We start from the raw sequence: 26311 nt of genomic DNA, 5'->3' as shown, positions 1-26311 counted from the left end.
AAATAAAAACCATCTAAAATTTTTTGCAAAAAAACAAAAAAAGTACTTGCAATAAAAAATAAATCTGCTAAAATGCACACACTTTCAAGCGATACGCCGGCTTAGCTCAGTTGGTAGAGCAACTGACTTGTAATCAGTAGGTCGCCAGTTCGATTCCGGCAGCCGGCACCATTCTTTAACATATCATGTTAAGCGTATATTTGAAAGCCAAAATCAGGTGGGGTTCCCGAGCGGTCAAAGGGGACGGACTGTAAATCCGTTGCGTGAGCTTCGAAGGTTCGAATCCTTCCCCCACCACCATTTTATTTCTATTCTAAATTTCCCTTAAAACAAACCTTAATTTATTGTTAAAATAATTACTTGTTTTTTTGCGGGTGTAGTTTAGTGGTAGAACCTCAGCCTTCCAAGCTGATGGTGCGGGTTCGATTCCCGCCACCCGCTCCAAATTATTGGATAGAATAATTTGCTCTTATAGCTCAGCGGTAGAGCACTCCCTTGGTAAGGGAGAGGTCTCGAGTTCAATTCTCGATAAGAGCTCCATTTTTACAAAACTAACAACACTCATATTACAGTGTTGTTTTTTTTTGTTAAAATTTAGTAAAAGATACCATTTTTAACAAAATTCTTTTATCAAACCGTAACAAATACTAGCATTTAATTGTATTTTGTGGTAAATTTAGCACTCTGAAACAGTGGATAGTGTTTGCAAAAACATTGTCTATTCTAAACCCAACGCTGGGTAATGCTGTACTAAGGGTTTCCTTAGGTGTATTGCATTGCTAACAGTTATCAATTACCAGAGGACTAAATTATGGCAAAGGACAAGTTTGAACGTACCAAACCACACGTCAACGTCGGTACAATTGGACACGTTGACCACGGTAAAACAACCCTAACCGCTGCAATTGCAACCGTAGCAGCAAAACACAACGGCGGTGAAGCCAAAGACTACGCTGCAATTGACTCAGCACCAGAAGAAAAAGCGCGTGGTATCACCATCAACACCTCGCACATCGAATACGACACACCGGCACGCCACTACGCACACGTAGACTGCCCAGGTCACGCTGACTATGTTAAAAACATGATTACCGGTGCAGCACAAATGGACGGTGCAATCCTAGTCGTATCAGCAACAGACGGCCCAATGCCACAAACACGTGAACACATCCTACTATCACGCCAAGTAGGCGTACCATACATCATGGTATTCCTAAACAAATGCGACATGGTAGACGACGAAGAACTACTAGAACTCGTAGAAATGGAAGTACGTGAACTACTATCAAGCTACGACTTCCCTGGCGACGACACCCCAATCATCAAAGGCTCAGCCCTAGAAGCACTAAACGGCGGTGAAGGTCCATACGGTGAAAAAGCAGTCCTAGAACTACTAGACACCCTAGATAGCTACATCCCAGAACCAGAACGTGCAATTGACAAACCATTCCTAATGCCAATTGAAGACGTATTCTCAATCTCAGGACGTGGTACAGTCGTAACAGGACGTGTAGAATCAGGCATCATCAAAGTAGGTGAAGAAATTGAAATCGTTGGTATCAAACCAACCGTCAAAACCACCTGTACTGGTGTAGAAATGTTCCGCAAAATGCTAGACGAAGGTCGTGCAGGCGAAAACTGTGGCGTACTACTACGTGGTACAAAACGTGAAGAAGTACAACGTGGACAAGTATTGGCAAAACCAGGCTCAATCAAACCACACACCAAATTTGACGCAGAAGTATACGTACTAAGCAAAGAAGAAGGTGGTCGTCATACCCCATTCCTAAACGGTTACCGTCCACAATTCTACTTCCGTACCACTGACGTAACAGGTGCAATCACCCTACCAGAAGGTACAGAAATGGTAATGCCAGGCGATAACGTAGAAATGTCAGTAGAACTAATCCACCCAATCGCAATGGACCAAGGTTTACGCTTTGCAATCCGTGAAGGTGGTCGTACTGTTGGTGCGGGCGTTGTGTCTAAAGTAACTGAATAATTCATTATTTGGTCTTTAAAAAAAAGGGTCACTTTAAGTGGCTCTTTTTTATTTTTCTCTGATTAAATATTTAAAACATAAAGGTTTTATGATTACAAAAATATTAAATTGTTCAGATAGTGAGATTGAGCAAATCGCTCAAATTGAAAGTCAATTATTTACTGATAGTTGGGATTTTCAGGCATTGCAAGATTTATTTTCTCAAGATTGTAATTATGTGTTTGTTGTTCAACAGGATAAAACTATTGTTGGTTACTGTATTTGTCAAATGATGTTTGATACCGCAGAAATTTTGCGGATTGCAGTTGATAAAAATCATCAAAGACAAGGTTTTGCTTGGCAATTATTGAGTAAAGTTACGGATTTTTTAAACCAACATAGGGTGGAAAAGTTGTTGCTAGAAGTGCGAGAAGATAATGTTTTGGCAATTAACTTTTATCAAAAATTTTGGTTTAATCAAATCCATATACGAAAAGGTTATTATGCCAATCAAGACGGTACAACGACTAACGCATTGATTTTACAAAAAGATTTATAGCGTTATTGGTTTTGCCAATGGGTGAAATAGTATTGTTTGATGGCGTTTTTGATGATGGGTTCAACCATTTCATTGGCAATTGGTTTATCAAAATGATACCATGTTTGGTTTATAAGTAATTCAATGGGGCGAAAGTTGGTTTTGTAGTGCATTTTTTTGCTATCAGGAATCCAAAATCCCAAGTACACATAGTCCAGCCCAAGTTGTTTAACATAGTCAATTTGCGATAAAATGGCGACTGTGCCAAGGCTTAGGCGAGTGAGTGCTGGGTCATAAAAAGTATAAACGGCGGAAACACCATCATCCAAGCGGTCGCAAACGGCAACCATGATAAGTTCGCCATCTCGCCAAAATTCCATCAAAAATGTGTCGGTAAAGGAAAATTGCAAAAAATTTTGAAAACTGTGCAAAGTCGGTGGATACATATCGCCATCGCGTTCGCAGATGTAGCGAGCGTATAGATTAAAATGCGTCTCATTGGTATTTTGGCAGTCATTGATAATAATGTCGATTTCATTGATTTTGTTAAAAACTTTACGTTGGGTGCGGTTAGGTGTAAAGCTATCAACAGGAATCCGAGTGGCGATACAACGCTGACAATGGTGGCAAACAGGGCGGTATAAATGCTGTCCGCTACGGCGAAACCCTAGTCGTGAGAATTGCGAAAAAATGGGTGTGGATAGACTATTTGGCTCGGTAAGTTCGATAAATTCTAGGCGTGACGCTCGGTCAGGCAAATAATTGCACTGATGAAGTGGGGTGATTTGGCTGTTTAAAGTAAAATTCGTTTGATTTTTCATGATTTTTAGATTTTTTTAAGAAAATGGAAAAACTTTTTTAAAACCATTTTTATCAAAGTAATCACGAATAATTGTTGAATTTTCATCTATTTCACGATTTATTATGCTTTTATCAACGCTTGATTCTTCGTTATAGACATTTAATTTTATTAAGTTCATCATAAAAACCAAACGCCGATTAATTTCGCCAACCGTATTATTGTCATTCATTGCCTTAATAATCGTAGATTTATCAAACATTTCTCCAGCTAAAAAACGTTGGTGAGCATTTTTTTTTAACGTTTAAAACCAACTCATTTGGGGCTGTATATAATGTATCGTCTAATTTTGTTTTTAGCTGTAAAAATTGTTCATGGTTATTTTTCCCTTTAGTGTGATAAGCCAACAAGTAGATAGCGGATTCTAGCCATGTCCAATAATCATAATCATGGAAGAAATCAGCTTCTGATAATTCTTTTACAATAATCAAAAAATTTTCATTTTTGGTGATGTAAAGAATATACGCCAAAATCACAACGGATTCTAAAAATCCTTTTTTCGTTTTTTTATTTTTTAATGGGATTTGTTCAAAATATTCCGCTAATTGGCTATTTTTTGCGTTAAGTTGTTTCATCGCAATAACCTTTAATTTTTAAAATATCAATAAAGCATTGTTTTTATTGATAATTGGATTTTTTAAAAACAAATCTTTTACACTAATTTTTTGCCCATATAAAGCCGACCAATCACAACTTTGTTGAGCGATTTGTTTGGGTAACTCACTCAAAAACTGTTCACGACTTATCACACCTGCTCCAAGACTTAACAAATGGTCATTTGGTAACTGACAATCCACCCACGCAAATTTTGACAATTCACACAACTTCATTAAGCAAAAAAATGCCACTTTTGATGCATCGGTCGCACGATGAAACATACTTTCGCCAAAAAATGCTTGCCCTAATTTGATACCGTATAGACCGCCAACTAAATTTTCATTTTCCCAAATTTCTATGCTCACCGCATCGCCCAATTGGTGTAAATTGTGATATGCAGTTATCATATCATTGGTTATCCATGTGCTTTGTGCGTATTTGCGAGCATCGCTACAGCCTTGTATCACTGCTAAAAAATCGTGATTGATTGTTAAATGCCAGTCGCTGTTTTTGAGTTTTCGGCTTAATGTTTTGCTTGGCGTAAAGGTGTGCGGATAGATGATACAGCGTGGGTTGGGCGACCACCACATAATCGGGTCGCCATCGTTAAACCAAGGAAAAAATCCGTGTGCGTAGGCGTAGCGGAGTGTTGGTGGCTCTAAGTCGCCACCGACAGCGATTAGCCCATCGTCATTTTCGCAGTATAATGGGTTGGGGAAGTCGTATTGGCAAGGGTAGCTAAGGTTTTGATTTTTCACGATAATAGCATTTTAAATTAAAAATCTTCTTTAAAAAAGGAATTAAAATCAGACCATTGTTCAACTTTAAATGCCCTAATATCTCTTACAGATAAACCAAACCACGTCAGTTTTTTTAGAGAAACCATAGCTTTTGTTAGCAATGCCATATCTTCATTTTCTGTTACATATAGGCTACCTTGAATACGATTAAAACCAAACTTTTTTAGTGTCGCTTCAATGTCAGCATACGCCTGAGTTACGCCTTTTGGGTGGTTTTGTGCGGTGTCTTTTACGGATAAATCAAATCCTATTGCGTACATATTATTCAGCCTCTGGGTCTAGTAAAATGGCATCTAATGGGTAATAGTCTTTTCTATCAGTTTCTAATAGTTTGATTTCTACCCATGTTTTGCCGTCCGCATCTTGCTCTGATTTGTCCAATACGATATAGGGGTTGCCATATTTGCCAAAGGTTTTAATCGCACCCATAGGAATTGTTGTGTTTTGGTGTTGAGTAAGTGTTTCCATAATTAGCACCTTTTAAACATTTAAAGCCAACGCATCGAGATATTTTTCGGCATCAAGAGCCGACATACAGCCCGTTCCCGCTGATGTAATCGCTTGGCGGTAAATATGGTCAGCTACATCGCCACAGGCAAACACGCCTTCCACACTCGTGGCGGTCGCATTGCCGTCCAAGCCACTTTTTACTACGATATAGCCGTTATTCATCGCAAGTTTGCCGTCAAAAATCTCGGTATTCGGTTTATGCCCAATCGCCACAAAAAAGCCCAACGCATCAATCTGTTTGGTCGTGCCGTCATTGACATTTTCAATCAACACGCCTGTTACGCCTGTGTCATCGCCTAGCACTTCTTTGACTTTATGATTCCATTCAATGCTGATTTTGCCGTTTTTCTCTTTTTCAAATAGTTGATTTTGCAAGATTTTTTCGGATTTTAATTTATCACGTCTGTGAATCAGTGTAACATGGCTTGCAATATTGGATAAATACAAGGCTTCTTCCACCGCTGTGTTACCGCCACCGATGACGACAACAGGCTTGTTATGATAAAAAAAGCCATCACAAGTTGCACACGCTGACACGCCTTGCCCCATAAATTTTTGTTCGCTATCTAAGCCAAGATATTGAGCTGATGCCCCTGTTGCCACGATTAACGCATCACAAGTGTAAGTTTCGTTACCGATAAGAGTAAACGGACGTTTGCTAAAATCCACTTCGTTAATGTGGTCATAGATGATTTTTGTGCCAAAACGCTCGGCGTGTTCTTGCATTTGTGTCATCAGATTTGGGACTGTCAAGCCTTCTGTTCCACCAATCCAGTTATCCACTTCGGTGGTGGTAGTCAATTGTCCGCCAACTTGTAAACCTGCGATAACTACAGGATTTAAGTTAGCACGAGCAGCATAAACCGCCGCTGAAAACCCTGCAGGTCCAGAACCTAAAATGATAAGTTTGTGGTGATTTGAATTTGTCATAAAAAATTCCTTAACATAAAATAAAAAAGTTGATGATTAAGCATTAAGATAAGGGTTTTGACACAAATTAACAAGGTTTTTTTTAATTTGATAAAATTTTTGGTAAAAATCGTAAAAATCCTCCACAGCCAAGCCAAGTTTTGCTATGATACACCTTCAAAAAATTTTGTAATCCAAGATTAACTCAAGGTGATTGCGTTGTATTATTATATTCGTTCTTCTATTTTGACATTTGTTTGGCTGTTTGTTGCCATTTTTTTGTTTATGTCGCTGTTAAGCTACTCTGCCAATGACCCAAGCTGGTCGCACGCCAGTAATGTGGCGAGCGATGTGAGCAATTTGGCAGGTCAGATAGGGGCGTGGGTTGCTGATATTTTGTACACTTTTTTGGGTGGGGCGAGTTGGTGGCTGGTGGCGATAGCGTGCTATGAAGGCTTGCGAGCGTGGTTTCGCCATACCGAGCCACATGGAGCGTTACGCACATTGGGCTATGTGTTTTTGATATTATCAACTGGGGCATTGTTTGGTCTGATGGCAGTTGATTGGTTGGCACAAGGCGTTTTTGGGCAAGTGGTTGCTCAAGGTTTGCGTAATTTGTTAACCAGTGTGGGAGCGTTTGTTTTTTTATGCGTATTTTTGTTGGTTACGTTTACTTTTACCTTTACCTTTGATTTGGATTGGCAAAAATGTTTGGCAAAATGGGGCTTTGGCAAATGGTTACAGACTGACAATGCCGAGACAACGCCTAGTCCAAAACCCAAAACGCCAGAGCAATTGATATTGCCTTTGAGCCAAAGCGAGCAGGACGAAGCAGATGCCAGTATTATTCAGCCTGTGGTGTCAAAAACAACGACCAAATCTGCCAATGTGCCACAAAATCCGTTGGACGACTTTTTGGACGAAACAGGCTTTAGCCAAACCAAAGAATTTGAATGGATGGATAGCAACGAAGGGGCAAATCCGTTTAAACCTATCAGTTCAGCATATTTGGCAAATAGTAAATTAACCAAAAAACTCAATGCCAAATTAAAAGGCGAAACGTTTAAAGAAAACACGCAAGATCCACCATCAACAGCGGACAGTACAGCTGTTTATCAAGCCAAAGTAGACAATGTTGATAACAATATCAATCATCATGTTAATCCTGTCAATCACGTGGCGACAATGGACGACATACCGACAGATGAATTTCACACGGACGATTTGATATTTGACAATGATTATCAGCCACCGCATGAACATATCGCTGTCGCCAACGAAACGCTGACAGCCAACCCAACACCAGTGGCACAGCCAGATGTCTTTGATGAGCTTCTCTTTGCGACCAAAGATTTGGACAAGCCTAACATGACATTTGATAATGATAAATCCATCAAAGTAGAACCCATCTATCAAAATCCAACCCAAAACCACCAAGCACAAAAAGACACAGAAAACGATGAAACGCAAACTTACCCATCGGTTGCCGAATTATTGGGTATGCGATGTATTAACATTACTGAAAACCAAAATACTGTTGACAGTAAAAATACTGTTGATAAGCAAAACTTCATTCACACATCTGAACTGACAAATGTAGCAGAAGATGACAGTTTTCATTTTAGTTTGAATGAAAATGCGTTAGTGGATGATGAAAACGTTGTGGTTACGCCAATATCGGTACATGAGCGTTCTGTGGATTCTGCAGAATTTGATGAATCAAATCAAACATTTAACCAAAATCAAAATCCGCTTGATATTCATAATGATGCATTATTTGCCAACAAATCTCGTGCCATGCAAACGGCAAAATACCGAGCGGATTTGCCACCTTTGCCACCGCTGGATTTGTTGGATTTGCCAGACCCAGACCGAAAACCCAGCTACACCAAAGAGCAATTACAACAATTATCCGAATTATTGGAAATTAAATTACAAGATTTTAACATCAAAGCCAACGTGGTAAATGCCCAAATGGGTCCTGTGGTAACACGCTTTGAAGTGGAGCTTGCTCCCGGTGTCAAGGCGAGCAAGGTTACAGGCATTGCCAAAGATTTGGCACGGTCGCTGTCTATGGCATCGGTGCGTGTGGTGGAAGTCATTCCGGGAAAACCCTACATCGGCATTGAAGTGCCTAATCCACAACGCCAAATGGTGCGTTTGATTGAACTGTTAAAAACCGACATTTATCAAGACCCAACCGCACATTTGAGCATGGCGATGGGTAAGGATATCGCAGGTCGCCCTGTGGTAACCGATCTTGGTAAAGCCCCACATATGCTCGTTGCAGGGACGACAGGCTCTGGTAAATCGGTGTTGGTAAACTCGTTGCTGTTGTCATTGTTGTTAAAATACACGCCGACCGAGTTACGGTTGATTTTGATTGACCCAAAACAGCTTGAACTTGCCAATTATAACGAAATTCCGCACCTTTTGACTCCTGTCGTTACCGATATGACCGAAGCGACCAGTAGTCTGTCATGGTGCGTTGCTGAAATGGAACGCCGTTATCAGTTGATGTCGCTGTTTAAAGTGCGAAAATTGGACGAATTTAACAAAAAAATCATCGAATCCGAACGACAAGGACATCCACTGCTTGACCCACTGTGGCGGATTCACGACTCGGTTAGCCAAGACAAGCCACCAAAACTGAAACCCTTGCCCCAAATCGTTATTGTTGCAGACGAATTTGCCGACATGATTATGCAAGTGGGTAAACAAGCCGAAGAGCTGATTACTCGCCTTGCCCAAAAATCTCGTGCCGCAGGCATTCACTTGATTTTGGCGACCCAGCGTCCGTCCGTTGATGTGATTACAGGTTTGATTAAAGCCAATATTCCTGTGCGTGCGGCGTTACGTGTCAATTCAAAAGTGGACTCTCGTACTATCCTAGACGCAGGCGGGGCGGAAGATATGCTTGGTCATGGTGATATGCTGTTTTTAGGACCAGGGCAAATTGAGCCAAACCGTGTGCATGGGGCATTTATCAGTGATGCCGAAGTCAATCGTATCTGTGATGCATGGCGTGAGCGTGGTGCACCTGATTATATTGACAATATGTTTGACAATTTTGAATTAAGCTCGCCATCAGGCGGTGATACTGGCGGTAGTACAAGTGGCGATGATGACCCATTGTATGATGACGTGGTCGCCTTTGTCATGGAAAGCCGAAAAGTATCGGCTTCTAGTATTCAACGAAAGTTTAGTATTGGTTATAACCGAGCCGCCAGAATCGTGGATGCGATGGAAGAAGCTGGCTTGGTCGGTCCGATGAAAAACGGTAAACGAGAATTGTTAATGTGATGGCTTAATGTAACTGATGGACTTCGTTATCCATTACCGACAAAATACCATCGGTTTTTGCCAAAACTTGTTTGGCTTTTTGTACATCGGCAAATGAAACCGCCACGCTATTAAAATTTTGATAATCATAGACCATTTTACCATGTAATTGGGCAATCGCTGATAGGGTGGTTGCCTTTTTACCTTGTTCATAATACACAATCAAAATATTGTTTTGTGCGGTGGCTTGTTGCTCAGTTGTTGGAGTGGTGGCTTTTGTTGTGATGGGCGTACTTTGGCAAGCGGTTAAGCCTAAAGACAATACGCTTAATAATAAAAATTTATTCATAGTGAATACCTTATTAAAAATAGAAAGAATTTTAGGCAATAAAAAAGGTGATAAAATCATCACCTTTTTTTGTATTTGTTATTGATTATTTGCTTTGAAACCAGCTGTCAGCACGGCTACGAGCGGTTGCGATATCTTGAGAAGACAAGTTTAACGCCAACTGACCGATTTTGCTTTGGGCTTTGCTACGTACTTGGTCTGACAACATACCATCACGAGCCGCCAAGTCGTACCATTTATACGCATCAACCAGTTTTTTGTCTTTTTCATCAAGCATGGCAAGCGTGTAGCTGGCACGGTTATCACCCAAACGAGCGGCTTTTTCTAGCCAGTAGCGGGCTTGTTGTGCGTTTGGTTTTACGCCTTCACCACGGATATACATCATGGCTAGGTTAAGTTGTGCAGGTGCGATGTCTTGCTTGGCTGCGGTGGTGTACCATTGCACGGCTTGTTGGTAGTTTTGTGTGATACCGATACCTTTTTGGTAACGTTTTGCTAAAAAGAATTGGGCTTGTTGATTGCCTGATTTGGCTTGCGAGATAAGTTGGTTGGCTGGCATGATTTCGTAACGAGAGCTGTCTAGCGGTACGTTAGCGACCAATTCTGCACTAGCAACGCCTGAAAAACCTAAAACGGCAGTCAATGCGGTGGCTTTTAATAGGGTGGTGATTGATTTTTTCATCATAAACTCCATGATGTTGGGCTTTGTTTACCAAAACTTTAGATGAAAGTTTTGCATAATCAAAACCATAAGATGAATTTGTTAAACCTTTTTTAAACCTTAAAAAAGTTGGCTAAATTGCAAAAATTAACAAAATCTTTACAAAAAACTATAATATCGATGTAGCTTATCATTGTTTGTTATGCGTTTCAAATAAATTCATGACAATTTTATGACTTGTTACAATATTTCTGCATAAACACATTTTTTGGCGACAGTTGGTGTCGTTTTTTTACATTTTTGTTACAATTTTACGCCGCACGCTTTGTTACACGGTAAATCGCCACATCAGCGAGTAAATTCGGATTTTTTCGTACGAGATGCGCAAAAATTGCATTAAACGGTTTTTCGCTTTCTTGTACTGCAAATCGTTCTAAAATCTTGATGTCATTGTCTTTACACAGTTTTTCAAAATCTTTAAAGGTGCAAAGATGAATGTTCGGCGTGTTGTACCACGCATACGGCAAGGCTTTCGACATTGGCATCATGCCTTTAATGCCTAGATGTATGCGGTTTTGCCAATGGGCGAAATTTGGGAAAGTAACGATGACTTCTCGCCCCACTCGTAGCATATCAAGCAGCAAGGTTTCGGGGTTTTTTACCGCTTGCAAGGCACGAGCCATGACGACCACGTCAAAACTATTATCGGCAAAACGTGCCAAGCCGTCATTCAAGTCTTGTTCAATGACGTTTACGCCTTTGGCGATGCAGTCGTTAATTTTGTCTTGGTCAAGCTCAATGCCGTAGCCAAAAATGTTGCGGTTGTGGGTCAAGTGGTGCAGTAGTGAGCCATCACCACAGCCTAAGTCTAGGACTTTGCTGTTGGGTTTTATCCATTGTTCGGCAAGTTGGTGGTCTATTCGCATTTTTTTACCTGTTTTTATTTTATAATGTAGCCAAGGTTTGCAATGTCAAATCTTTACAAGAATAAACCTGTGGCATATTTTGTAAATACGCATTTTGTTGATAAATTTTATCAGCGACAAATAAATACACGCCATGATTGATAATGGCGGTCGCTTTATCAAAGGTCAAATCTGTACCCAAAGTAATTTCTATCATCACATCAATATTCGACATTTGGACGGTTTTGATAAATTGTTTGTAGCGTTCTTGCAAAGTGCGTTTGGCACTAATACACGCCCAACAGAGTGATACTGTGTCCAACAAAACCCAACAAATGGGCTATGACGGACAAGCCGAAGCCCTAAAATTGGGGCTTTTTGCTTTTGGGTATTAGGTTTTTACCAAATTTTAAACAACAAAAAATACTCAAATGGTGGTTTGCGGATTTTTGGTTAGTGGTGAAAAACTGGTTACGCTAATGCAAACATTGGTCTTTTGCCCAATGCACGAAACGCCTGTACCAACGTATCTATCTTGGTAGCGTGTTCTAAATTCACAATACGAGTAACCTGCTGTGGCTTAATCCCCATACGTTTTGCCAAATCGGCTTGGCTAACGTGCTGATTTAACATCTCATTTAACAACAACACTTTTGACCAAATGCTTAATGGCAACTCTACCATAACTTCACCTTTTTTGGCTTTGCTTGGCATGGGTACAGGTCGGTTGTCTTCAAAATAAAAGTCCATTGCTGTGGCTAACGCATCTTGTGCCATTTCTAGGGCTTCTTCATAAGTATCGCCTTGCGTTAAGGCTTCTGGTATATCACGGAAAGTTACGACAAAACCGTCAGTATCTTTGGTAAAAGTGGCTGGATAGTTCATGGATTTTTCCTATTTAAAATGTTTTATAAAAATTGTTTTTAACATAAAAGGTTTATGGTTGGGGCTTTTTGTTCGCCCCAACTTTTTACTTAACTTCTAATTGTTTTTTTATGGCTTTTGCCGTCATTTCCTTTACTTCTCTGTGTCTCCTTTACTTCTCTGTGTCTTAGTATGGTGGTTTGTTTGCCATTTAGATAGACTTTGGTGTGTTTTGAACCTTCTTTAAAAGTTGCACCTTGTGCCTCTAATTCTTTGATTAAATCTGTGTATTTCATAAAATCCTCTTGTTGTTAAAAACAAGGTTATTATAAACAAAAATGTTTATACTGTCAAGAAAAAATAAACAAAAAAGTTTATAAAATACAAAAAACCACCAAAATTGGGGCTTTTTTTGTTGATATAACGAAAGGTTCGGGGCGTTTGCCACCGACATTGTAACGGCTGATGATGATTTGGAGCTTGAACGCACCGCAAACACTGGCAACGGTGCAGGTCATCGTGTTTTATGGACACGCCGTAACGCCTTAATTCACCCACAAGGATTTTCGTTTATCGCTGAAGACAGCACACTAACAGGCGGTACAAAAAATGAAGCCTTGTCTGCCAGTTGGACGGATTTGCAAAAAGCCGATAATTGGCGAATGGACGGTACGGTGGAAGAATTGCCATTCCGTTTTTTAATCACGAATTTGTAGGAGTGAATTATGGGACTTCCAAAAGACAAAGTAAAACCTGATTTTAATTTTACTTTTCCATCAGAAAAAGATTATTTTAGTGAAAGCGTAAGCACATTGGGCAATTTGCAAGTAACCGATAGTGCCAAAAGTGGTAGCGACTATGGCATTAAAGACCCTGAGAAAACCGAGCCTTTGACAGGTAAAAAATCTGAAACTGGTAACGGTGCTTAACGCTTAGCAGTACTTAAAAAAGCACTCAATTTTTGGGTGCTTTTTTATATGGAGGAATGGTTATGCTTGAATTATCCGACATTGACAGCGTGTTTACAGGCGAAAACGACAGCGAAAAACAAAGAATTTTGTTAATTGTCAATGGCTATTTGTCCGCTAAAAAATTACATTGGGTAGGCAAAATACCGCAAGCCATTAAACAGGCAGGCGTGGAGCTGGCACAAGGTTTTATCAAGGGCGAATTGTTGCAAGGGCGAGCCGAAACGGTGGCGGTTAGTAAATCGGTTAAGGCAGGTGATGTGTCTAGTAGTAAAACTTTTTCCACGCTTGACAAAGACCGTGCCATGGGGCAACACGAGATGATAGCGTTGGCACTCATGGAGCCGTATATTGTGAAATTTGGCGGTTTTGTCGGTGTGGCGGTGACAAGGGGCTAAAAATGGGCTTGCGATTGGAAATTGACAGCGACATTAAATCAGCTTTTGACACTGATTTGGCGGACGCTGTTACACCTTTTACCGCTATTCGCCAAATAAAAACTGATGATGATTGGCTAGAAAACGGTAACAGTTACACCGAAACCACTTATCAAGGGCGTGGGGTATTTGGCAATTTTAATCAAACCGAAATTGACGGACAAAGTATTTTGATAAGTGATATAAAACTAATTTGTTTGCAATCAGAAACCACCGATACGCCAGCCGTTGATGATGTGATTAACGATTATCAAGTGGTATCAGTCAAAAAAGACCCTGCCAATGTGTCATTTACCATTCAATTAAGAAAGGTGTAATCATGAATTGGACGATACCGCCAAGCGTGTTTGCTGATGTGGTGGAGCAGGATTTTGACGAAAAATACCGCAAATTTATCATCACAATTTATAACAATTTGGTGGCGTTATCGCCTGTTGATACAGGGTGGTATAAGGGCAATCATCATGTTAGTTTTAATGCACCAAGTTATGCTGTTGATGTGGGCGTGGGTTTACAATTACCACCACAAGGCACATTCCCAACGGTATATCTCCAAAATAATTTGCCTTATGCTTTAAGACTTGAACAAGGGCATTCTGGACAAGCTCCAACAGGCGTCTATCAAAATGCCTTTAATAGTGCGATTGGGAGTTTCTCATGAACAGTTTAACGATTGAAAAAATTATCATGTCGCATTTATTGACCTTGCCAAATTTTGACAAAACAAAAGTTGCAAGGGTTAATCACAATTTTACACCGCCGCCGACAGGCATTTGGTATCGCGTCAATATCGTGGGCGGTGTCAATGTGGTGGCGTGTATCAACGAAAAGCCTTGTACTCGTGAAATTGGCACGCTGATTTTGCAAGTGTTTGACCGTGAAAACACAGGCACAGCAAAATTAAAACAAACTTGTGATGAATTGGCAAAGCATTTTGCTTATTTTTCGCAGGACAATTTGGAATTATTGACGCCCAGTATTATCAATGTGGGCGTGGATAATGGTTTTTATCAAATGAATGTGTCTATTTCATATAGATATAACTAGGAGAATAATTATGTCGCGTGGTAATAAAGTGGTGCTATCCTTTGCACCACAAGCTGATATTGGCGTCAAACCAACAACAGGTTGGAAAACATTACCGAGAAAGTCGGACAGTTTAAATCATACGGTGGAATTGACCGATAGCGAAACCATTAATGATAGTCGTATCAAAACCGCAGGAATGCCTACTTCTGCTAACGCCGAAGGTGATGTAGAAGTGGAATTTATCAAATCCACTTATGATGATTTGCTAGAAGCGGCGGCGTTTAATGCGTGGGATGATAATGTTTTAACCTTTGGTGGCAATACGCAAAAACTATTTGCCATTGAAAAGAAATATGGCGATATTGAGCAATATCATTATTTTTCTGGAATGGCGGTGAATAAATTTAGCCTATCCATTCCTGAAAGTGGCTATATTAACATGACATTTGGCTTTATGGGGTCAGGTTATGAAACAGCGACCACCGCTTTTGCAACATCGCCAACAGTTTCCAAAACCGAGCCAAAGGCAAGCACCATTAGCGTTGAAAGTATCACCATTGACAGCGAAAATTTAAAGGGTATTGCGTGCGTTACTGATTTTAACTTTGAGCTTGATAACGGTATGGAACGCCAAAACTGTATTGGAGCTGGGCTTTATGGAGCAAAAAATTTAGAAATGATGGCGAATATGACAGGCAATTTAACCCTTGCATACAGCCAAAAAACCCAAAGCATTGTCAATAAACAATTAACAGGGGCAACCATTGCCATTAATGCGGTAATTGCGTTTACGGACGGCTCAAAATATACCCTAAATATCCCCAAAGCCCAAATTAGTGGCGATATTCCAAGCGGTGGTGCAAATGATATTTTAAAAGCACAACTCAATTATACGGTGGTTGAAATTGCACCGACTTTAATCAGAACTATTGTTTAACAAAGGTAAAAAATTATGGCATTTATTCTAAAGAAAACCGACTTAACCGAACTTCACAAAGAAACTACCAAAGAATTTGCTTACAATGATGATTTAAAAATTTCGTTCAAATCGCTTGCCAATCCCAAATTCCAACGAGCATACGGCATTATCAATCAAAAAAGTGCAACCGATACGCCGTTGAATGCCCAAACCATTGGCGATATTGATGATGACGAATTGACGGTTGATGAAGCGTTATTGTTTGCGGTTGGCTCGCATTTGGTGGCGGATTGGAATGTGGAAAATGAAAATGGCGAAAAATTGCCTATCAATGGTGAAAATTTTACACTCTTATCGGCAAGTGTTGATGACCCAATGGCATTTTTTTCATGGTGTATGGCGTGTGCAGGCGAGATTGCCAAAGAAATTAGCGAACAAAACGACATCACCAAAAAAAAGCTGTCCAAAGGTGGCAATGGCAAAACCAGTACGCCCATTTAACAGACTTTGAAAAACAAGTTTATGCCTATTTGGGTGAACCTGTACCAAATCCGCCAGAATGTGATGATATCGGATTTGGTATTATTCAAACCTTTTATTTGGCAAGTCGTGGGCGTGGCTATATTGGTGGCATGGCAGTTACACCGCTACCGCTTACGGTGCAAAATGTGTCTGATGTACTTGATATTTATCCTGTTTTGGCAAGCCGTGAAGTTATTGATAATGGCGTATTTGCCATTGATGATGTTTGGCTTGATGAGTGGGCAAAATCTCAAGATAAAGATAATTAGTTACATAATTTTACAATATATTGGTTTTTGTTGATATATAGTAAAGTTTTTTAACTAAGGAATGTGTGTTGTGAAAAAACTTGTAAAGTGTGAAGATTGCGGAAAGAAAGTTAGTATTAATGCTGATGCTTGTCCAAAATGTGGCTCTCTTATACAGGAACAGGAAAGTGTTAAAAAACAAAAACTAGAAAATCAGATAAAGCAAGAGAAATTAGAAAAACAAAAATTAGAAAATAAAAAAATGTTAAGTGCAATTTGGTGTATTATCATTCTTTTATTTGTGGCTAAGTTTGTTTCATCTAGTATTTTATCTGCGTTTATCTTAATTATCTCTGCAATCTTGTCATTATGGTTTGTAAAAGATTTTATCCAATCAAAAAAGCCTATAAAGCGTGGTATTTTAAATGGGTTAAGCGTTATATTGTTTGTCATAGGATTTGTTATTGGGCAGTCCGCAGAAAATAAGATATGGGAGCAAACACTGGCAGAAAACCCAGAGTTAGCAAATAAGATAGCAAAAGAAAGAGCTGAACGGATTGCCGAGAAAGCAAGAGAAGAAGCTGATAAGGAACGTGAGCAAAAAACAAGCAAAGCGATGTTATTAATGTGGTGCGAAGAAGCTGTTAAGCCAACACTTAAAAACCCAAAGTCAATGGAAGTAGATGTTGGTGCTTCTGAATACGGAAATGTTGAAGGAAAGCCAGCGGTAATTATGCATTATTATGCTCAAAATGGTTTTGGTGCAACAATTCTTGGAAAAACATCTTGCATCTTCAGTGATAATGGCGTTTTGGAAAAGGTTAAACCCTTAAATTAAGCAAAAACCCACTTTACAAGGTGGGTTTTTTATTGGAAAAAGAAAAATGACCGAGCAAACATCACGCCTTAGTATTGTGATTGATACAGGCAATGCTGAACAACGCTTACGAGCTTTACGCCAATCCTTGCAACAGTTACAAACAGGCACGGCAGGTACAGCAAGTGGCTTACAGTCATTGACAGGTCAAACGCAAAATCTAGGCAATACAGCAACTCGTACAACAGCAGGATTGACTAGCACAAATAGCCAATTATTGACAATGGCACGCAATGCCAACAATGCCAACAATGCCAGTCGTGGCGTAAATGGTCTGGTTAATCCATTGGCTCGTGTCAATGAGTTGCTTTCACGCACACAAGCGATTATTTCAGGTGGATTATTTGGTTTGATGGCGTTGTCGGTGGCAAAAACGGCTGACGAAATGCAAAGTTTGAACAGCCAAATCATGCAGGTTACCGCCAACGAACAAGAACAAGCGGTAGTGAAAGAACGTTTGCACCAAATGGCAAACAAAAATTTAACCGATATTAAGTCCACGATTGGGCTATACACAAATTCGGCTCGTGCGTTAGGCAATATGGGCAAAAGCCAAGCTATCACGGCTACACTTTAAAATCAGTTGTATTCGTAAAGACTTTACGCACAAATTAACATCAAATTTGGTAAAACGATTTGAGACAATTTGTATTGAAAACCTAAATGTAAAAGGCATGGTAAAGAATAAAAAACTTAGCCGTGCGATTAATGATTTGGGTTTTTATGAGTTTAAAAGGCAACTGATTTATAAAGCAAATCAATGGGGCAAGACCATTAAAGAGTTAGACCGCTTTTATCCATCAAGTAAAACCTGTTCATGTTGTGGCTTTATCATGGATAAAGCAAATTTGACACTGGCTGTCAGATATTGGACTTGCCCTAACTGCAAGACAAGCCATGACCGTGATGTGAATGCGAGCATTAATATTTTAAATCATGCAACTAAGGTTTTAACCAATTAGCCGTAAGTTCTACGGTGATAGCCTATGGAGTTGATGTAAGTCTTAAGTCAAATGACAAGAGCAAACAACGGCGAAGTAGGAAGAAAACGCTAAATTTGCTCTTGGGTAGATTTAGGTAGGTTTTTTGGAACGGCTGAAAACTTTGGGAAAACATCAAAGCGGTGTTATTTGGCAAGCCTTATTTGCACCCACCCCTGCAAATAAATCAATGGCTTTTAAGGTACTTAATTTTGTTATTTTTTTATCTTTTTCATCAAAAAAGTTTAAATGCATTTGATTCAAGGAATTTACTCTTATTTATCAATCAGTTAAATCAATTCGTTAAAAAATTATAAACCGCTTGTTTATAATTAGGAATGTCAAACAAAAACGAATCATGTCCGTACGGTGCATCAATATTGATATAACTCACAGGCTTAGCGTTCGCAATCAACGCATTCACAATCTCTTGACTACGCTCTGGGCTAAACCGCCAATCAGTCGTAAATGACACAATCAAAAACTCACATTGCGTGTCTTTTAACGCCAATTGCAAGGCGATTTCATCGGATAACGCTTCGTGATTTGGTACTTCTTGAGTCGGGTCAAAATAATCCAACGCCTTTGTCATGAGTAGATAAGTATTGGCATCAAAACGTGTGCTAAACTGCTCACCTTGATAACGCAAATAGCTTTCCACTTGAAAATCCACGTCATAATTAAACTTCAACTTGCCTGTTTTTAAATCACGCCCAAATTTGACACGCATCGCTTCATCAGTCAAATAAGTGATATGCCCCACCATGCGAGCGAGAATCAGTCCACGTTTTGGCGTTTTGCCAAGTTCCAAATAATTGCCTTGACAAAAATCAGGGTCGGACAAAATAGACTGGCGAGCCACTTCGTTAAAGGCGATATTTTGGGCGGAAAGTTTTGGTGTACTTGCGATAATTACCGATTTTTTTAAGCGATTGGGAAAATCAATCGCCCAACGCAACGCCTGCATACCGCCCATAGAGCCACCGACCACAGCGTGCCACACGTCAATGCCGAGATGGTCGGCAAGCATGGCTTGGGTTTTTACCCAATCTTTGATGGTGATGAGTGGAAAATCCGCCCCAAACGGCTTGCCTGTTTCTGGATTAATAGTCGTTGGGACTGTTGATCCGTAGCATGAGCCGATGTTGTTTAAACAAACCACAAAAAAATGATTGGTATCAATCGCCTTACCACCACCGATAAAAGTATCCCACCAGCCTGCTTTTTTGTCGTCAGCCGAGTGATAGCCCGCTGCATGATGACTGCCAGATAACGCATGACAAATCAAGACGGCATTAGATTTGTCGCTATTTAACGTGCCATAAGTTTCCACCATTAGGTCAAAGCCGTTTAACACACGTTCGCATTCTAGGGTAAGTTGTTGTTCAAAATGGATTTTTTGGGGCGTAACGATACCGACCGAGCCGTTTTGAGCGTTGGCAAAACTAATCGGTTCGGCATCATCATATTTATTTTTTGGTAAAATATTGTTTTGTAATGTATTTTTGTTATCAGTGGCTTGTTGATTTTGCACAATGGAACTCACTTTTTATCCTGTATTTTTATGATGGGTATTGTAAAGCCAAATGCAAAAAGGGGCAAGCCAAAGTACAGTTAAATTGTGATTAAGATGTTACTAGCAAACGAATATCGCTTAACCCATCAATGTGGGCGACCATTTCATCACCTTTTACCACAGCCCCAACCCCTGCTGGCGTGCCTGTAAAAATCAAATCACCTGCTTTTAACTCAAATAATATTGATAAATTAGCAATCGTTTCGGCAACATTCCAAATCAATTGATTAATATTGCCTTGTTGTTTGATTTCGCCATTGACCGCTAGGCTAATGTTACCATCATTGATTTCGCCTGTGTCGCCAAGCGTGTGCAACTGCCCAATCGGTGTAGAATAGTCAAATGCTTTGCCAATTTCCCAAGGGCGACCGATTTTTTTCATCTCATTTTGCAAATCTCTGCGTGTCATGTCAAGCCCAACCGCATAGCCAAAAATATGGCTTGTGGCGGTGGCGACATCAATATTTTTGCCGTCTTTGCCAATGGCGACAACGAGTTCCACTTCGTAATGCAAGTTTTGCGTTTGGCTAGGGTAGGGCAAGTCTTTGATTTCATTGGGTAAAACAGCAACGATAGATTGTTCATCATTGTGTTTGCAAAAGAAAAAAGGCGGTTCACGGTTTGGGTCTGACCCCATTTCTACCGCATGGTCGGCATAATTTCGCCCAACGCAATACACACGGCGAACAGGAAAAACTTGTTCGCTATTGGCGATTGGCAAAGTGGCAGGCTGGCTTGGTGAAACGGCGTAATTCATGGGTTTTTCCTTGATTTTGGTTTTAAACAATTTTTTACTATAGTGGATTTGGTGTGTGATGACAAGTTGTTTTAAATTTTTGTTAAAAAATTTCCCACAAAGTCGCCATTTTACGGTAAAATCATAACCATTTTTATCATTTTTCCTTTTGACAAAGTTTTAGACAATCTTGAGATAAATTATGACCAATTTAAACCTAATCCAATCCGCCCTAGCCAAACTAGAAACCGCCTACAACCCAGCCGACGTTGAAAGCGGTATGTACCAAACGTGGGAAGAGAGCGGTTATTTTAAGCCAACTTATGACAAGCCAAAATCGTTTTCTATTGCCCTGCCACCGCCAAACGTAACAGGCAGTCTGCACATGGGACACGGCTTTAACAACGCCATCATGGACACACTTACCCGTTACCACCGCATGATGGGCTACAACACCCTTTGGCAACCAGGTACCGACCACGCAGGCATCGCCACGCAAATGGTGGTGGAGCGTAAATTGGGCTTAGAAGGCATCAAACGCCACGACTTAGGGCGTGAAAAATTCCTAGAAAAAGTGTGGGAATGGAAAAACGAGAGCGGTGGTAATATTACTCGCCAAATTCGCCGTTTGGGGTCGTCTGTGGACTGGTCTCGTGAACGCTTTACCATGGATAGCGGACTGTCAAAAGCGGTGCAAGACGTATTTATCAAACTCTACGATGACGGTTTGATTTATCGTGGCAAACGCCTTGTAAACTGGGACGTAAAACTTGAGACCGCCCTGTCTGACCTAGAAGTAGAAAATGTAGAAGAAAAAGGCTCGCTTTGGCATTTTAACTATTATTTTACCGACAAAACTTTGACAACAAAAGACGGCAAAAATTATCTTACCGTTGCCACCACTCGCCCAGAAACCTTGCTTGGCGATACGGCTGTGGCGGTCAATCCAAAGGACGAACGCTATGTACACCTAATTGGCAAAACCGTAACCTTGCCAATTACAGGGCGAGAAGTGCCGATTATTGCCGATGATTATGTGGACGCAAAATTTGGTACAGGGTGCGTCAAAATCACACCTGCCCACGATTTTAACGACTATGAAGTAGGCAAACGTCACAATTTACCACTCATTAACATTTTTGACAAAAACGCCAATATTTTGGCACAAATGCACGTTTATCAAAACTTACAACAACGTGAAGCAAACCTTGAAGCCACGCCAACGGCTTATCAAGGTTTAAATCGTTTTGTCGCTCGTAAACAGCTCATTGAACAAGCCCAAAATGAAAATTGGCTTGAAAAAATTGAACCGCATGAATTAAAAGTGCCAAAAGGCGACAGAAGTAATGAAGTGGTTGAGCCGTATTTAACCGACCAATGGTATGTGGCGATTGAACAGCTTGCCAAACCTGCGATTGAGGCGGTGGAAGATGGTCGCATTGAGTTCGCTCCTGCCCAGTACAAAAATATGTACATGGCGTGGATGCGTGATATTCAAGACTGGTGTATTTCTCGTCAATTATGGTGGGGGCATCGCATTCCTGCGTGGTATGACAAAGATGGCAACATTTATGTGGCAAAAGACGAACAAGCCGTGCGTGAAAAATATCAGCTTGGTGCGGACATTGAACTTAGCCAAGATGAAGACGTGCTTGATACTTGGTTTAGCTCAGGTCTATGGACGTTTAGCACGTTAGATTGGGGCAATGACAGTGATGACGGACGTGCATTGGCAACTTTCCACCCAACAAGCGTTCTGGTTACAGGCTTTGACATCATTTTCTTTTGGGTGGCTCGCATGATTATGCTAACCATGCACTTTGTCAAAAATGCGGACGGCACACCGCAAGTACCGTTTAAAACCGTGTATGTGCATGGCTTGGTGCGTGATGCACAAGGGCAAAAAATGAGCAAATCAAAAGGCAACGTGCTTGACCCGATTGACCTAATTGACGGCATTGACCTAGAGAGCCTTGTTGCCAAACGCACAACGGGACTGATGAACCCAAAAGATGCCCCAAAAATTGAAAAATCCACTCGTAAAGAGTTTGAAAATGGGCTTGACGCTTATGGCACAGACGCACTGCGATTTACCTTTACATCACTTGCAAGCACTGGGCGTGATATTAATTTTGACCTAAAACGTGTGGAAGGCAACCGCAATTTTTGTAATAAAATTTGGAACGCCACTCGCTTTGTGCTGATGAACTGCGTGGACAAACAGGGCAATCCGCTTGCCATTGACAAAGACAACAATCAAGCCTTGTGGGAGCTACCTGAGCATTGGATTGTCAGCCGTTTGAACACCACGATTAAACAAATTCATGACAACATGGCAAGCTATCGTTTTGATTTGGCAAGTCAGGCGATTTATGAATTTATTTGGAATGAATACTGCGACTGGTATGTGGAGCTGGCAAAATCTGCCCTAAATGACGCAAGCGTGAGTGATGAGCGTAAAGCCCAAATCCGCTATGTGTTGCTAAATGTGCTAGAAACCGCCCTGCGTTTTACCCACCCAATCATGCCGTATTTGACCGAAAGTCTGTGGCAAATCATCGCACCGATTGTGGACAAAAAACAAGCCGACAGCATTATGATTAGTGATTTTCCGCTTGCCAATGACAGCCAAATCAACGCCCAAGCCGAAAGCGACATGGCGTGGCTACAAGAGCTGATTGGGGCGGTGCGAAACATTCGTGGCGAAATGAAACTGGGCAATGCGGTGAAACTGCCTGTACTGCTACAAAACATCACAGATGGCGAAAAGGCACAATTAAGCCGTATTGAAAATCAGTTTAAGACATTGGCAAAAGTAGAGAGCCTTGAGATTTTGGGTGATGATGACACACCGCCTTTGTCATCGCAAGCCTTGATTGGGGCGTTAAAAGTGCTTGTGCCGATGAAAGGTTTGATTGACCCAACGGCAGAGCTAAACCGCCTTGCCAAAGCGGTGGAAAAACTAGCCAAACAAGCGGACACACTGCGTGGTAAGCTGTCTAATGAAAGTTTTGTTGCCAAAGCCCCAGCGAGTGTGGTGGAGAGCGAGAAAGCCAAACTTGCCGAGCTTGATAGCCAATTGGCTGAGATGGATAAGCAGATGGGGCAGTTGAAGGCTCTTTAATCTAAAAGTGTATTTTTAGGAAACTAAGTTATGTCATTATCACCTACTCAAGACAATGTCCGTGAAAAATATTTTCATGATTTACTTGCAACGCATGAAAATATCAAAACCGATTTATTGTCTGCTTTGGATTTGCCAACGGATTTAACACGCCTAAATCTTATTCATGAAGACCGTTATATCAATGGGATTATTGCGGATTTTACGCTTGTTTATGACAATAAAATCCACTCTATTATTGAAGTAAAAGCGGGTGATATTGGCGTAACCGATTATGTGCGTGGCATTGGTCAAGTTTTGCAATATGAATATTTCTTTGAAAATCAAATCAATACAAAAGGCTTTGATTTTGATGAAAATTTTAAAAGTGCGTTATTAATTCCGTCATTATTTTAAAATTAAAAGGCATAACAACGGTTAATCGCAAAAAAATAGAAATTCAAATGCAACAAACCAATTCTATTAATAACAATAATTGGCGAAATGTTTGGATTAGTTTGTCATCATTTGGTTTTAACATCATTGGAATAATTAAGCCATGCAGAACTTTTCTAATCTCAAAAATCCGCCAATACTAAAAATCCAAATATGCTAAAAATCATAGACACCCACACCCATTTTGACGTGCCAGAATTTGACATTGACAGAGCCGAGCAATGCACATTGGCGTATGACAATGGCATTAGGCATTTGATTTTAATCGGATTTTTGGCAAAACTTTTTAATCAAATGGTCAATTGCCAAAACCAAATACAAAAGTTTATTGCAAACAAACAAAAATCTCCAACCGCTCATTTAGCTTTTGGTTTGCACCCATTTTATATCACACAGCATACCGATAATGATTTGATTTTATTAGAAAATTTTATCAAAAATCACAAATCCGTTGCCATTGGTGAAATTGGGCTTGATACCTTTACCGATGAAATGAAAACGGCAAAAAATTACGCCAAACAACAAGATTTTTTTATCAAACAATTGGATTTGGCAAAAAATTACAATTTACCAGCCTTGCTACACATTCGTAAAGCACATGGCGATACGCTAAAAATCTTGAAAAATCAAAAGTTTAACAATGGCGGTATCGCTCACAGTTTTAGCGGTGGTATTCAAGAAGCCAAAGCGTTTGTGAATTTGGGTTTTAAAATCGGCATCACAGGACAAGTTACCAATCCAAACGCCAAAAAACTGCGTAACACGATTGTGGAACTTGTCAAAACCGTTGGGCTAGAAAGTTTGGTAATAGAAACGGATTGTCCTGATTTTACCCCTGTTTGTTGCCACGAAAGTCATGGTAGACGTAATACGCCAGCCAATTTGATTTTTGTGCTTGATGAATTAGCGGTTTTGTTAAATGTGGAAAAAGCAAAATTGGCGGAACAATTATGGCAAAATAGTTTGTCGGTTTTGGATTTAGATGTTTAAATTTTAACAAAAACACAAATAAAAAAGTCAAGCTATCATCTATAAATTGATAGCTTGACTTTTTTTTGTATGACACTATACTGACAACGTCAGTAAGTAAGAACCGTTAATGGCGATTGGAGTCGTATCCAATAGAGCCGTTAGGCTGAAACCTAACAAAAAAATAAGGAGCGTTACGATGAACACGCTTTTCAAACTTATCGTCAATCGTCTTATTAACCGTAAGCAGGTATGCTTATTGAGATGATAACCAATTAGCGATTGTCATAGGTTGCTAATTGGGGGCTTAACAAGGATGTTGAGCCTTACTCCTTATCCTTTATATTAGCATTTTTGAGATAAAAATCAATAGATTTTACAAAAAGCAATGATTGAATAAATTAAACCATTTAACAAAAAAGTCATTATTATGCAAAATAACCAAAACCAAAATTTAACCGACAATTTCACTGAAAACCAATACGACCGCCGTTTTGCAGGTACAAAAACACTCTATGGTGAACAAAAATTTTACAACTTTAGCAATGCCCATGTTTTTGTGATTGGCGTGGGCGGTGTCGGCTCGTGGGTGGCTGAAGGTTTGGCTCGGACAGGCGTGGGCGAAATTACGCTTATAGACATGGATGTGCTAGTCGCAAGCAATGTCAATCGGCAATTGCCCGCACTTGATAGCAATTTTGGCAAAAGCAAAATTGAAGCGATGGCGGAACGTATCCGACAAATTAATCCACTTGTCCGATTAAACTTGATTGATGACTTTATCAATGATAAAAATATCAATGATTTATTACCCAACCGCCAAGCCAACAATGAACTAAAACAGCAAGGCAAATCTGTCATTATCCTAGATTGTATTGATGATATGAATGCAAAACTTGCGATTGCGTTACATTGTCGCTTTAATAAATTAAAACTTATTATCGCTGGGGGAGCAGGGGGCAAAACCGACCCAACTGCGGTAAAAGTCAGTGATTTAAAAGATACCTACCAAGACCCATTACTTGCCAAACTTCGCCAAAAACTGCGTGAAAAAGGCATTAACCCACAACTAACCGAAAAATTTGGCATGAAATGTGTATATTCTACACAACCACCGATTGTGGACAAATCTTGTCAAACAGGTGGATTGCATTGTGGTGGCTACGGCTCTGCGGTGGCAGTTACATCGGTTTTCGGTATGGTGATGGTGGCGGAGAGTTTGCTTTTATTGTAAGT

34 protein-coding genes and 4 tRNA genes are annotated in these 26311 nt (G+C 40.2%); 23 read left to right on the top strand and 15 right to left on the bottom strand.

All coding sequences use genetic code 11. From position 1 onward, the window contains the following. Positions 1-95 precede the first annotated feature (95 nt). The 6 genes from ACGTJS_RS03285 (at position 96) to rimI (ending at position 2540) form a co-directional block, all read left to right on the top strand. Positions 96-171, top strand: a tRNA-Thr gene (locus tag ACGTJS_RS03285). Positions 172-216: 45 nt separating this feature from the next. Then, positions 217-300 (top strand) — tRNA-Tyr (locus ACGTJS_RS03280). Positions 301-370: 70 nt separating this feature from the next. Continuing rightward, positions 371-444 (top strand) — tRNA-Gly (locus tag ACGTJS_RS03275). A 21-nt stretch (positions 445-465) separates the two neighbouring features. Then, positions 466-540 (top strand) — tRNA-Thr (locus ACGTJS_RS03270). Between the two features lie 271 nt (positions 541-811). Continuing rightward, the gene (gene tuf, locus ACGTJS_RS03265) at positions 812-2002 is read left to right on the top strand and encodes an elongation factor Tu (protein WP_410472809.1); all 1191 of its coding nucleotides are present in this window, start codon (positions 812-814) and stop codon (positions 2000-2002) included. 88 nt (positions 2003-2090) lie between these two features. Continuing rightward, entirely contained in the window at positions 2091-2540 is a 450-nt protein-coding gene (gene rimI / locus ACGTJS_RS03260; protein ID WP_315044208.1) for a ribosomal protein S18-alanine N-acetyltransferase, read from the top strand. Between the two features lie 2 nt (positions 2541-2542). On the opposite strand, the gene ACGTJS_RS03255 is transcribed toward rimI, so the two are convergent. From ACGTJS_RS03255 to trxB, 7 genes are read right to left on the bottom strand one after another with little or no spacing between them, the layout of a single operon-like run. Next, positions 2543-3340, bottom strand: coding sequence for an arginyltransferase (locus ACGTJS_RS03255; protein WP_410472808.1), 798 nt, complete (start codon positions 3338-3340; stop codon positions 2543-2545). Positions 3341-3355: 15 nt separating this feature from the next. Next, positions 3356-3580: a hypothetical protein gene (locus ACGTJS_RS03250; protein WP_315044213.1), complete on the bottom strand. Its 225-nt coding sequence runs from the start codon at positions 3578-3580 to the stop codon at positions 3356-3358. Beyond that, the gene (locus tag ACGTJS_RS03245) at positions 3573-3953 is read right to left on the bottom strand and encodes a DUF6707 family protein (protein WP_410472807.1); all 381 of its coding nucleotides are present in this window, start codon (positions 3951-3953) and stop codon (positions 3573-3575) included. Before ACGTJS_RS03245 ends, ACGTJS_RS03250 begins: the two co-directional genes overlap by 8 nt. A gap of 18 nt (positions 3954-3971) precedes the next feature. After that, positions 3972-4733: a leucyl/phenylalanyl-tRNA--protein transferase gene (gene aat / locus ACGTJS_RS03240; protein ID WP_410472806.1), complete on the bottom strand. Its 762-nt coding sequence runs from the start codon at positions 4731-4733 to the stop codon at positions 3972-3974. A 17-nt stretch (positions 4734-4750) separates the two neighbouring features. Beyond that, complete coding sequence (locus ACGTJS_RS03235) at positions 4751-5035, bottom strand: virulence factor (protein ID WP_315044217.1); 285 nt, start codon at positions 5033-5035, stop codon at positions 4751-4753. 1 nt (position 5036) lies between these two features. Further along, positions 5037-5243 (bottom strand): DUF5397 family protein, encoded by a 207-nt coding sequence (locus ACGTJS_RS03230; protein WP_315044219.1) that lies wholly within the window; start codon positions 5241-5243, stop codon positions 5037-5039. 12 nt (positions 5244-5255) lie between these two features. Next, positions 5256-6215, bottom strand: coding sequence for a thioredoxin-disulfide reductase (gene trxB / locus ACGTJS_RS03225; RefSeq protein ID WP_410472805.1), 960 nt, complete (start codon positions 6213-6215; stop codon positions 5256-5258). 198 nt (positions 6216-6413) lie between these two features. On the opposite strand from trxB, the gene ACGTJS_RS03220 reads away from it, so the two are divergent. Continuing rightward, on the top strand, positions 6414-9497 hold the full coding sequence (locus ACGTJS_RS03220; RefSeq protein WP_410472804.1) for a DNA translocase FtsK: 3084 nt from the start codon (positions 6414-6416) through the stop codon (positions 9495-9497). A 4-nt stretch (positions 9498-9501) separates the two neighbouring features. On the opposite strand, the gene ACGTJS_RS03215 is transcribed toward ACGTJS_RS03220, so the two are convergent. From ACGTJS_RS03215 to ACGTJS_RS03190, 6 genes are all read right to left on the bottom strand, one after another. Continuing rightward, positions 9502-9825 (bottom strand): hypothetical protein, encoded by a 324-nt coding sequence (locus tag ACGTJS_RS03215; RefSeq protein ID WP_410472803.1) that lies wholly within the window; start codon positions 9823-9825, stop codon positions 9502-9504. An 85-nt stretch (positions 9826-9910) separates the two neighbouring features. Beyond that, entirely contained in the window at positions 9911-10507 is a 597-nt protein-coding gene (locus tag ACGTJS_RS03210; RefSeq protein ID WP_410472802.1) for a tetratricopeptide repeat protein, read from the bottom strand. Between the two features lie 290 nt (positions 10508-10797). Continuing rightward, positions 10798-11412 carry a methionine biosynthesis protein MetW gene (gene metW, locus ACGTJS_RS03205; protein WP_410472801.1) on the bottom strand — a complete coding sequence of 205 codons (615 nt, stop codon included), beginning with the start codon at positions 11410-11412 and terminating at the stop codon, positions 10798-10800. A 19-nt stretch (positions 11413-11431) separates the two neighbouring features. After that, the gene (locus tag ACGTJS_RS03200; protein ID WP_410472800.1) at positions 11432-11626 is read right to left on the bottom strand and encodes a hypothetical protein; all 195 of its coding nucleotides are present in this window, start codon (positions 11624-11626) and stop codon (positions 11432-11434) included. A gap of 236 nt (positions 11627-11862) precedes the next feature. Then, the gene (locus tag ACGTJS_RS03195) at positions 11863-12276 is read right to left on the bottom strand and encodes a type II toxin-antitoxin system HicB family antitoxin (protein WP_410472799.1); all 414 of its coding nucleotides are present in this window, start codon (positions 12274-12276) and stop codon (positions 11863-11865) included. A gap of 89 nt (positions 12277-12365) precedes the next feature. Next, a complete protein-coding gene (locus tag ACGTJS_RS03190; protein ID WP_410472798.1) occupies positions 12366-12551 on the bottom strand; it encodes a hypothetical protein in 186 nt (61 codons plus the stop codon). A 177-nt stretch (positions 12552-12728) separates the two neighbouring features. Between ACGTJS_RS03190 and ACGTJS_RS03185 the strand changes: the two genes are divergently transcribed. From ACGTJS_RS03185 to ACGTJS_RS03130, 12 genes are all read left to right on the top strand, one after another. Beyond that, positions 12729-12971 (top strand): hypothetical protein, encoded by a 243-nt coding sequence (locus ACGTJS_RS03185; protein ID WP_410472797.1) that lies wholly within the window; start codon positions 12729-12731, stop codon positions 12969-12971. Between the two features lie 9 nt (positions 12972-12980). Further along, positions 12981-13184, top strand: coding sequence for a hypothetical protein (locus tag ACGTJS_RS03180; RefSeq protein ID WP_410472796.1), 204 nt, complete (start codon positions 12981-12983; stop codon positions 13182-13184). A gap of 62 nt (positions 13185-13246) precedes the next feature. Continuing rightward, the gene (locus ACGTJS_RS03175) at positions 13247-13621 is read left to right on the top strand and encodes a hypothetical protein (RefSeq protein ID WP_410472795.1); all 375 of its coding nucleotides are present in this window, start codon (positions 13247-13249) and stop codon (positions 13619-13621) included. A gap of 2 nt (positions 13622-13623) precedes the next feature. Further along, complete coding sequence (locus ACGTJS_RS03170; RefSeq protein WP_410472794.1) at positions 13624-13977, top strand: glutamate 5-kinase; 354 nt, start codon at positions 13624-13626, stop codon at positions 13975-13977. 2 nt (positions 13978-13979) lie between these two features. Next, entirely contained in the window at positions 13980-14321 is a 342-nt protein-coding gene (locus ACGTJS_RS03165; protein ID WP_410472793.1) for an HK97 gp10 family phage protein, read from the top strand. Next, complete coding sequence (locus ACGTJS_RS03160) at positions 14318-14707, top strand: phage tail terminator-like protein (protein WP_410472792.1); 390 nt, start codon at positions 14318-14320, stop codon at positions 14705-14707. The genes ACGTJS_RS03165 and ACGTJS_RS03160 overlap by 4 nt, the downstream gene beginning before the upstream one ends. Positions 14708-14717: 10 nt before the next feature. Beyond that, on the top strand, positions 14718-15626 hold the full coding sequence (locus tag ACGTJS_RS03155; RefSeq protein WP_410472791.1) for a phage tail tube protein: 909 nt from the start codon (positions 14718-14720) through the stop codon (positions 15624-15626). Between the two features lie 15 nt (positions 15627-15641). After that, complete coding sequence (locus ACGTJS_RS03150) at positions 15642-16109, top strand: hypothetical protein (protein WP_410472790.1); 468 nt, start codon at positions 15642-15644, stop codon at positions 16107-16109. Between the two features lie 29 nt (positions 16110-16138). Beyond that, on the top strand, positions 16139-16399 hold the full coding sequence (locus ACGTJS_RS03145; protein WP_410472789.1) for a hypothetical protein: 261 nt from the start codon (positions 16139-16141) through the stop codon (positions 16397-16399). A 70-nt stretch (positions 16400-16469) separates the two neighbouring features. Further along, entirely contained in the window at positions 16470-17216 is a 747-nt protein-coding gene (locus ACGTJS_RS03140) for a hypothetical protein (RefSeq protein WP_410472788.1), read from the top strand. A 46-nt stretch (positions 17217-17262) separates the two neighbouring features. Further along, a complete protein-coding gene (locus ACGTJS_RS03135) occupies positions 17263-17832 on the top strand; it encodes a hypothetical protein (RefSeq protein WP_410472787.1) in 570 nt (189 codons plus the stop codon). Beyond that, entirely contained in the window at positions 17795-18217 is a 423-nt protein-coding gene (locus tag ACGTJS_RS03130; RefSeq protein ID WP_410473216.1) for an RNA-guided endonuclease InsQ/TnpB family protein, read from the top strand. Before ACGTJS_RS03135 ends, ACGTJS_RS03130 begins: the two co-directional genes overlap by 38 nt. 313 nt (positions 18218-18530) lie before the next feature. Here the strand turns inward: ACGTJS_RS03130 and ACGTJS_RS03125 are convergent, their stop codons facing one another. Both ACGTJS_RS03125 and ACGTJS_RS03120 read right to left on the bottom strand, forming a co-directional pair. Next, positions 18531-19685 carry a homoserine O-acetyltransferase gene (locus ACGTJS_RS03125; protein ID WP_410473215.1) on the bottom strand — a complete coding sequence of 385 codons (1155 nt, stop codon included), beginning with the start codon at positions 19683-19685 and terminating at the stop codon, positions 18531-18533. Between the two features lie 175 nt (positions 19686-19860). Beyond that, on the bottom strand, positions 19861-20568 hold the full coding sequence (locus tag ACGTJS_RS03120; protein ID WP_410472786.1) for a fumarylacetoacetate hydrolase family protein: 708 nt from the start codon (positions 20566-20568) through the stop codon (positions 19861-19863). Positions 20569-20749: 181 nt separating this feature from the next. Here ACGTJS_RS03120 and ACGTJS_RS03115 point away from each other — a divergent pair, with 181 nt between their 5' ends. From ACGTJS_RS03115 to ACGTJS_RS03100, 4 genes are all read left to right on the top strand, one after another. Next, complete coding sequence (locus ACGTJS_RS03115) at positions 20750-23671, top strand: valine--tRNA ligase (RefSeq protein ID WP_410472785.1); 2922 nt, start codon at positions 20750-20752, stop codon at positions 23669-23671. A gap of 30 nt (positions 23672-23701) precedes the next feature. Then, the gene (locus ACGTJS_RS03110; protein WP_410472784.1) at positions 23702-24067 is read left to right on the top strand and encodes a hypothetical protein; all 366 of its coding nucleotides are present in this window, start codon (positions 23702-23704) and stop codon (positions 24065-24067) included. A gap of 192 nt (positions 24068-24259) precedes the next feature. Next, complete coding sequence (locus ACGTJS_RS03105) at positions 24260-25096, top strand: TatD family hydrolase (RefSeq protein WP_410472783.1); 837 nt, start codon at positions 24260-24262, stop codon at positions 25094-25096. A 409-nt stretch (positions 25097-25505) separates the two neighbouring features. Beyond that, entirely contained in the window at positions 25506-26309 is an 804-nt protein-coding gene (locus ACGTJS_RS03100; protein ID WP_410472782.1) for a ThiF family adenylyltransferase, read from the top strand. The last annotated feature ends 2 nt before the right edge of the window (positions 26310-26311 follow it).

The sequence above is a fragment of the Faucicola mancuniensis genome (assembly GCF_046523945.1).
GTDB classification, from domain to species: Bacteria; Pseudomonadota; Gammaproteobacteria; order Pseudomonadales; family Moraxellaceae; genus Faucicola; species Faucicola mancuniensis.
Note: the sequence above shows the minus strand (reverse complement) of the source record. Positions and strands in the feature narration are given on the sequence as shown.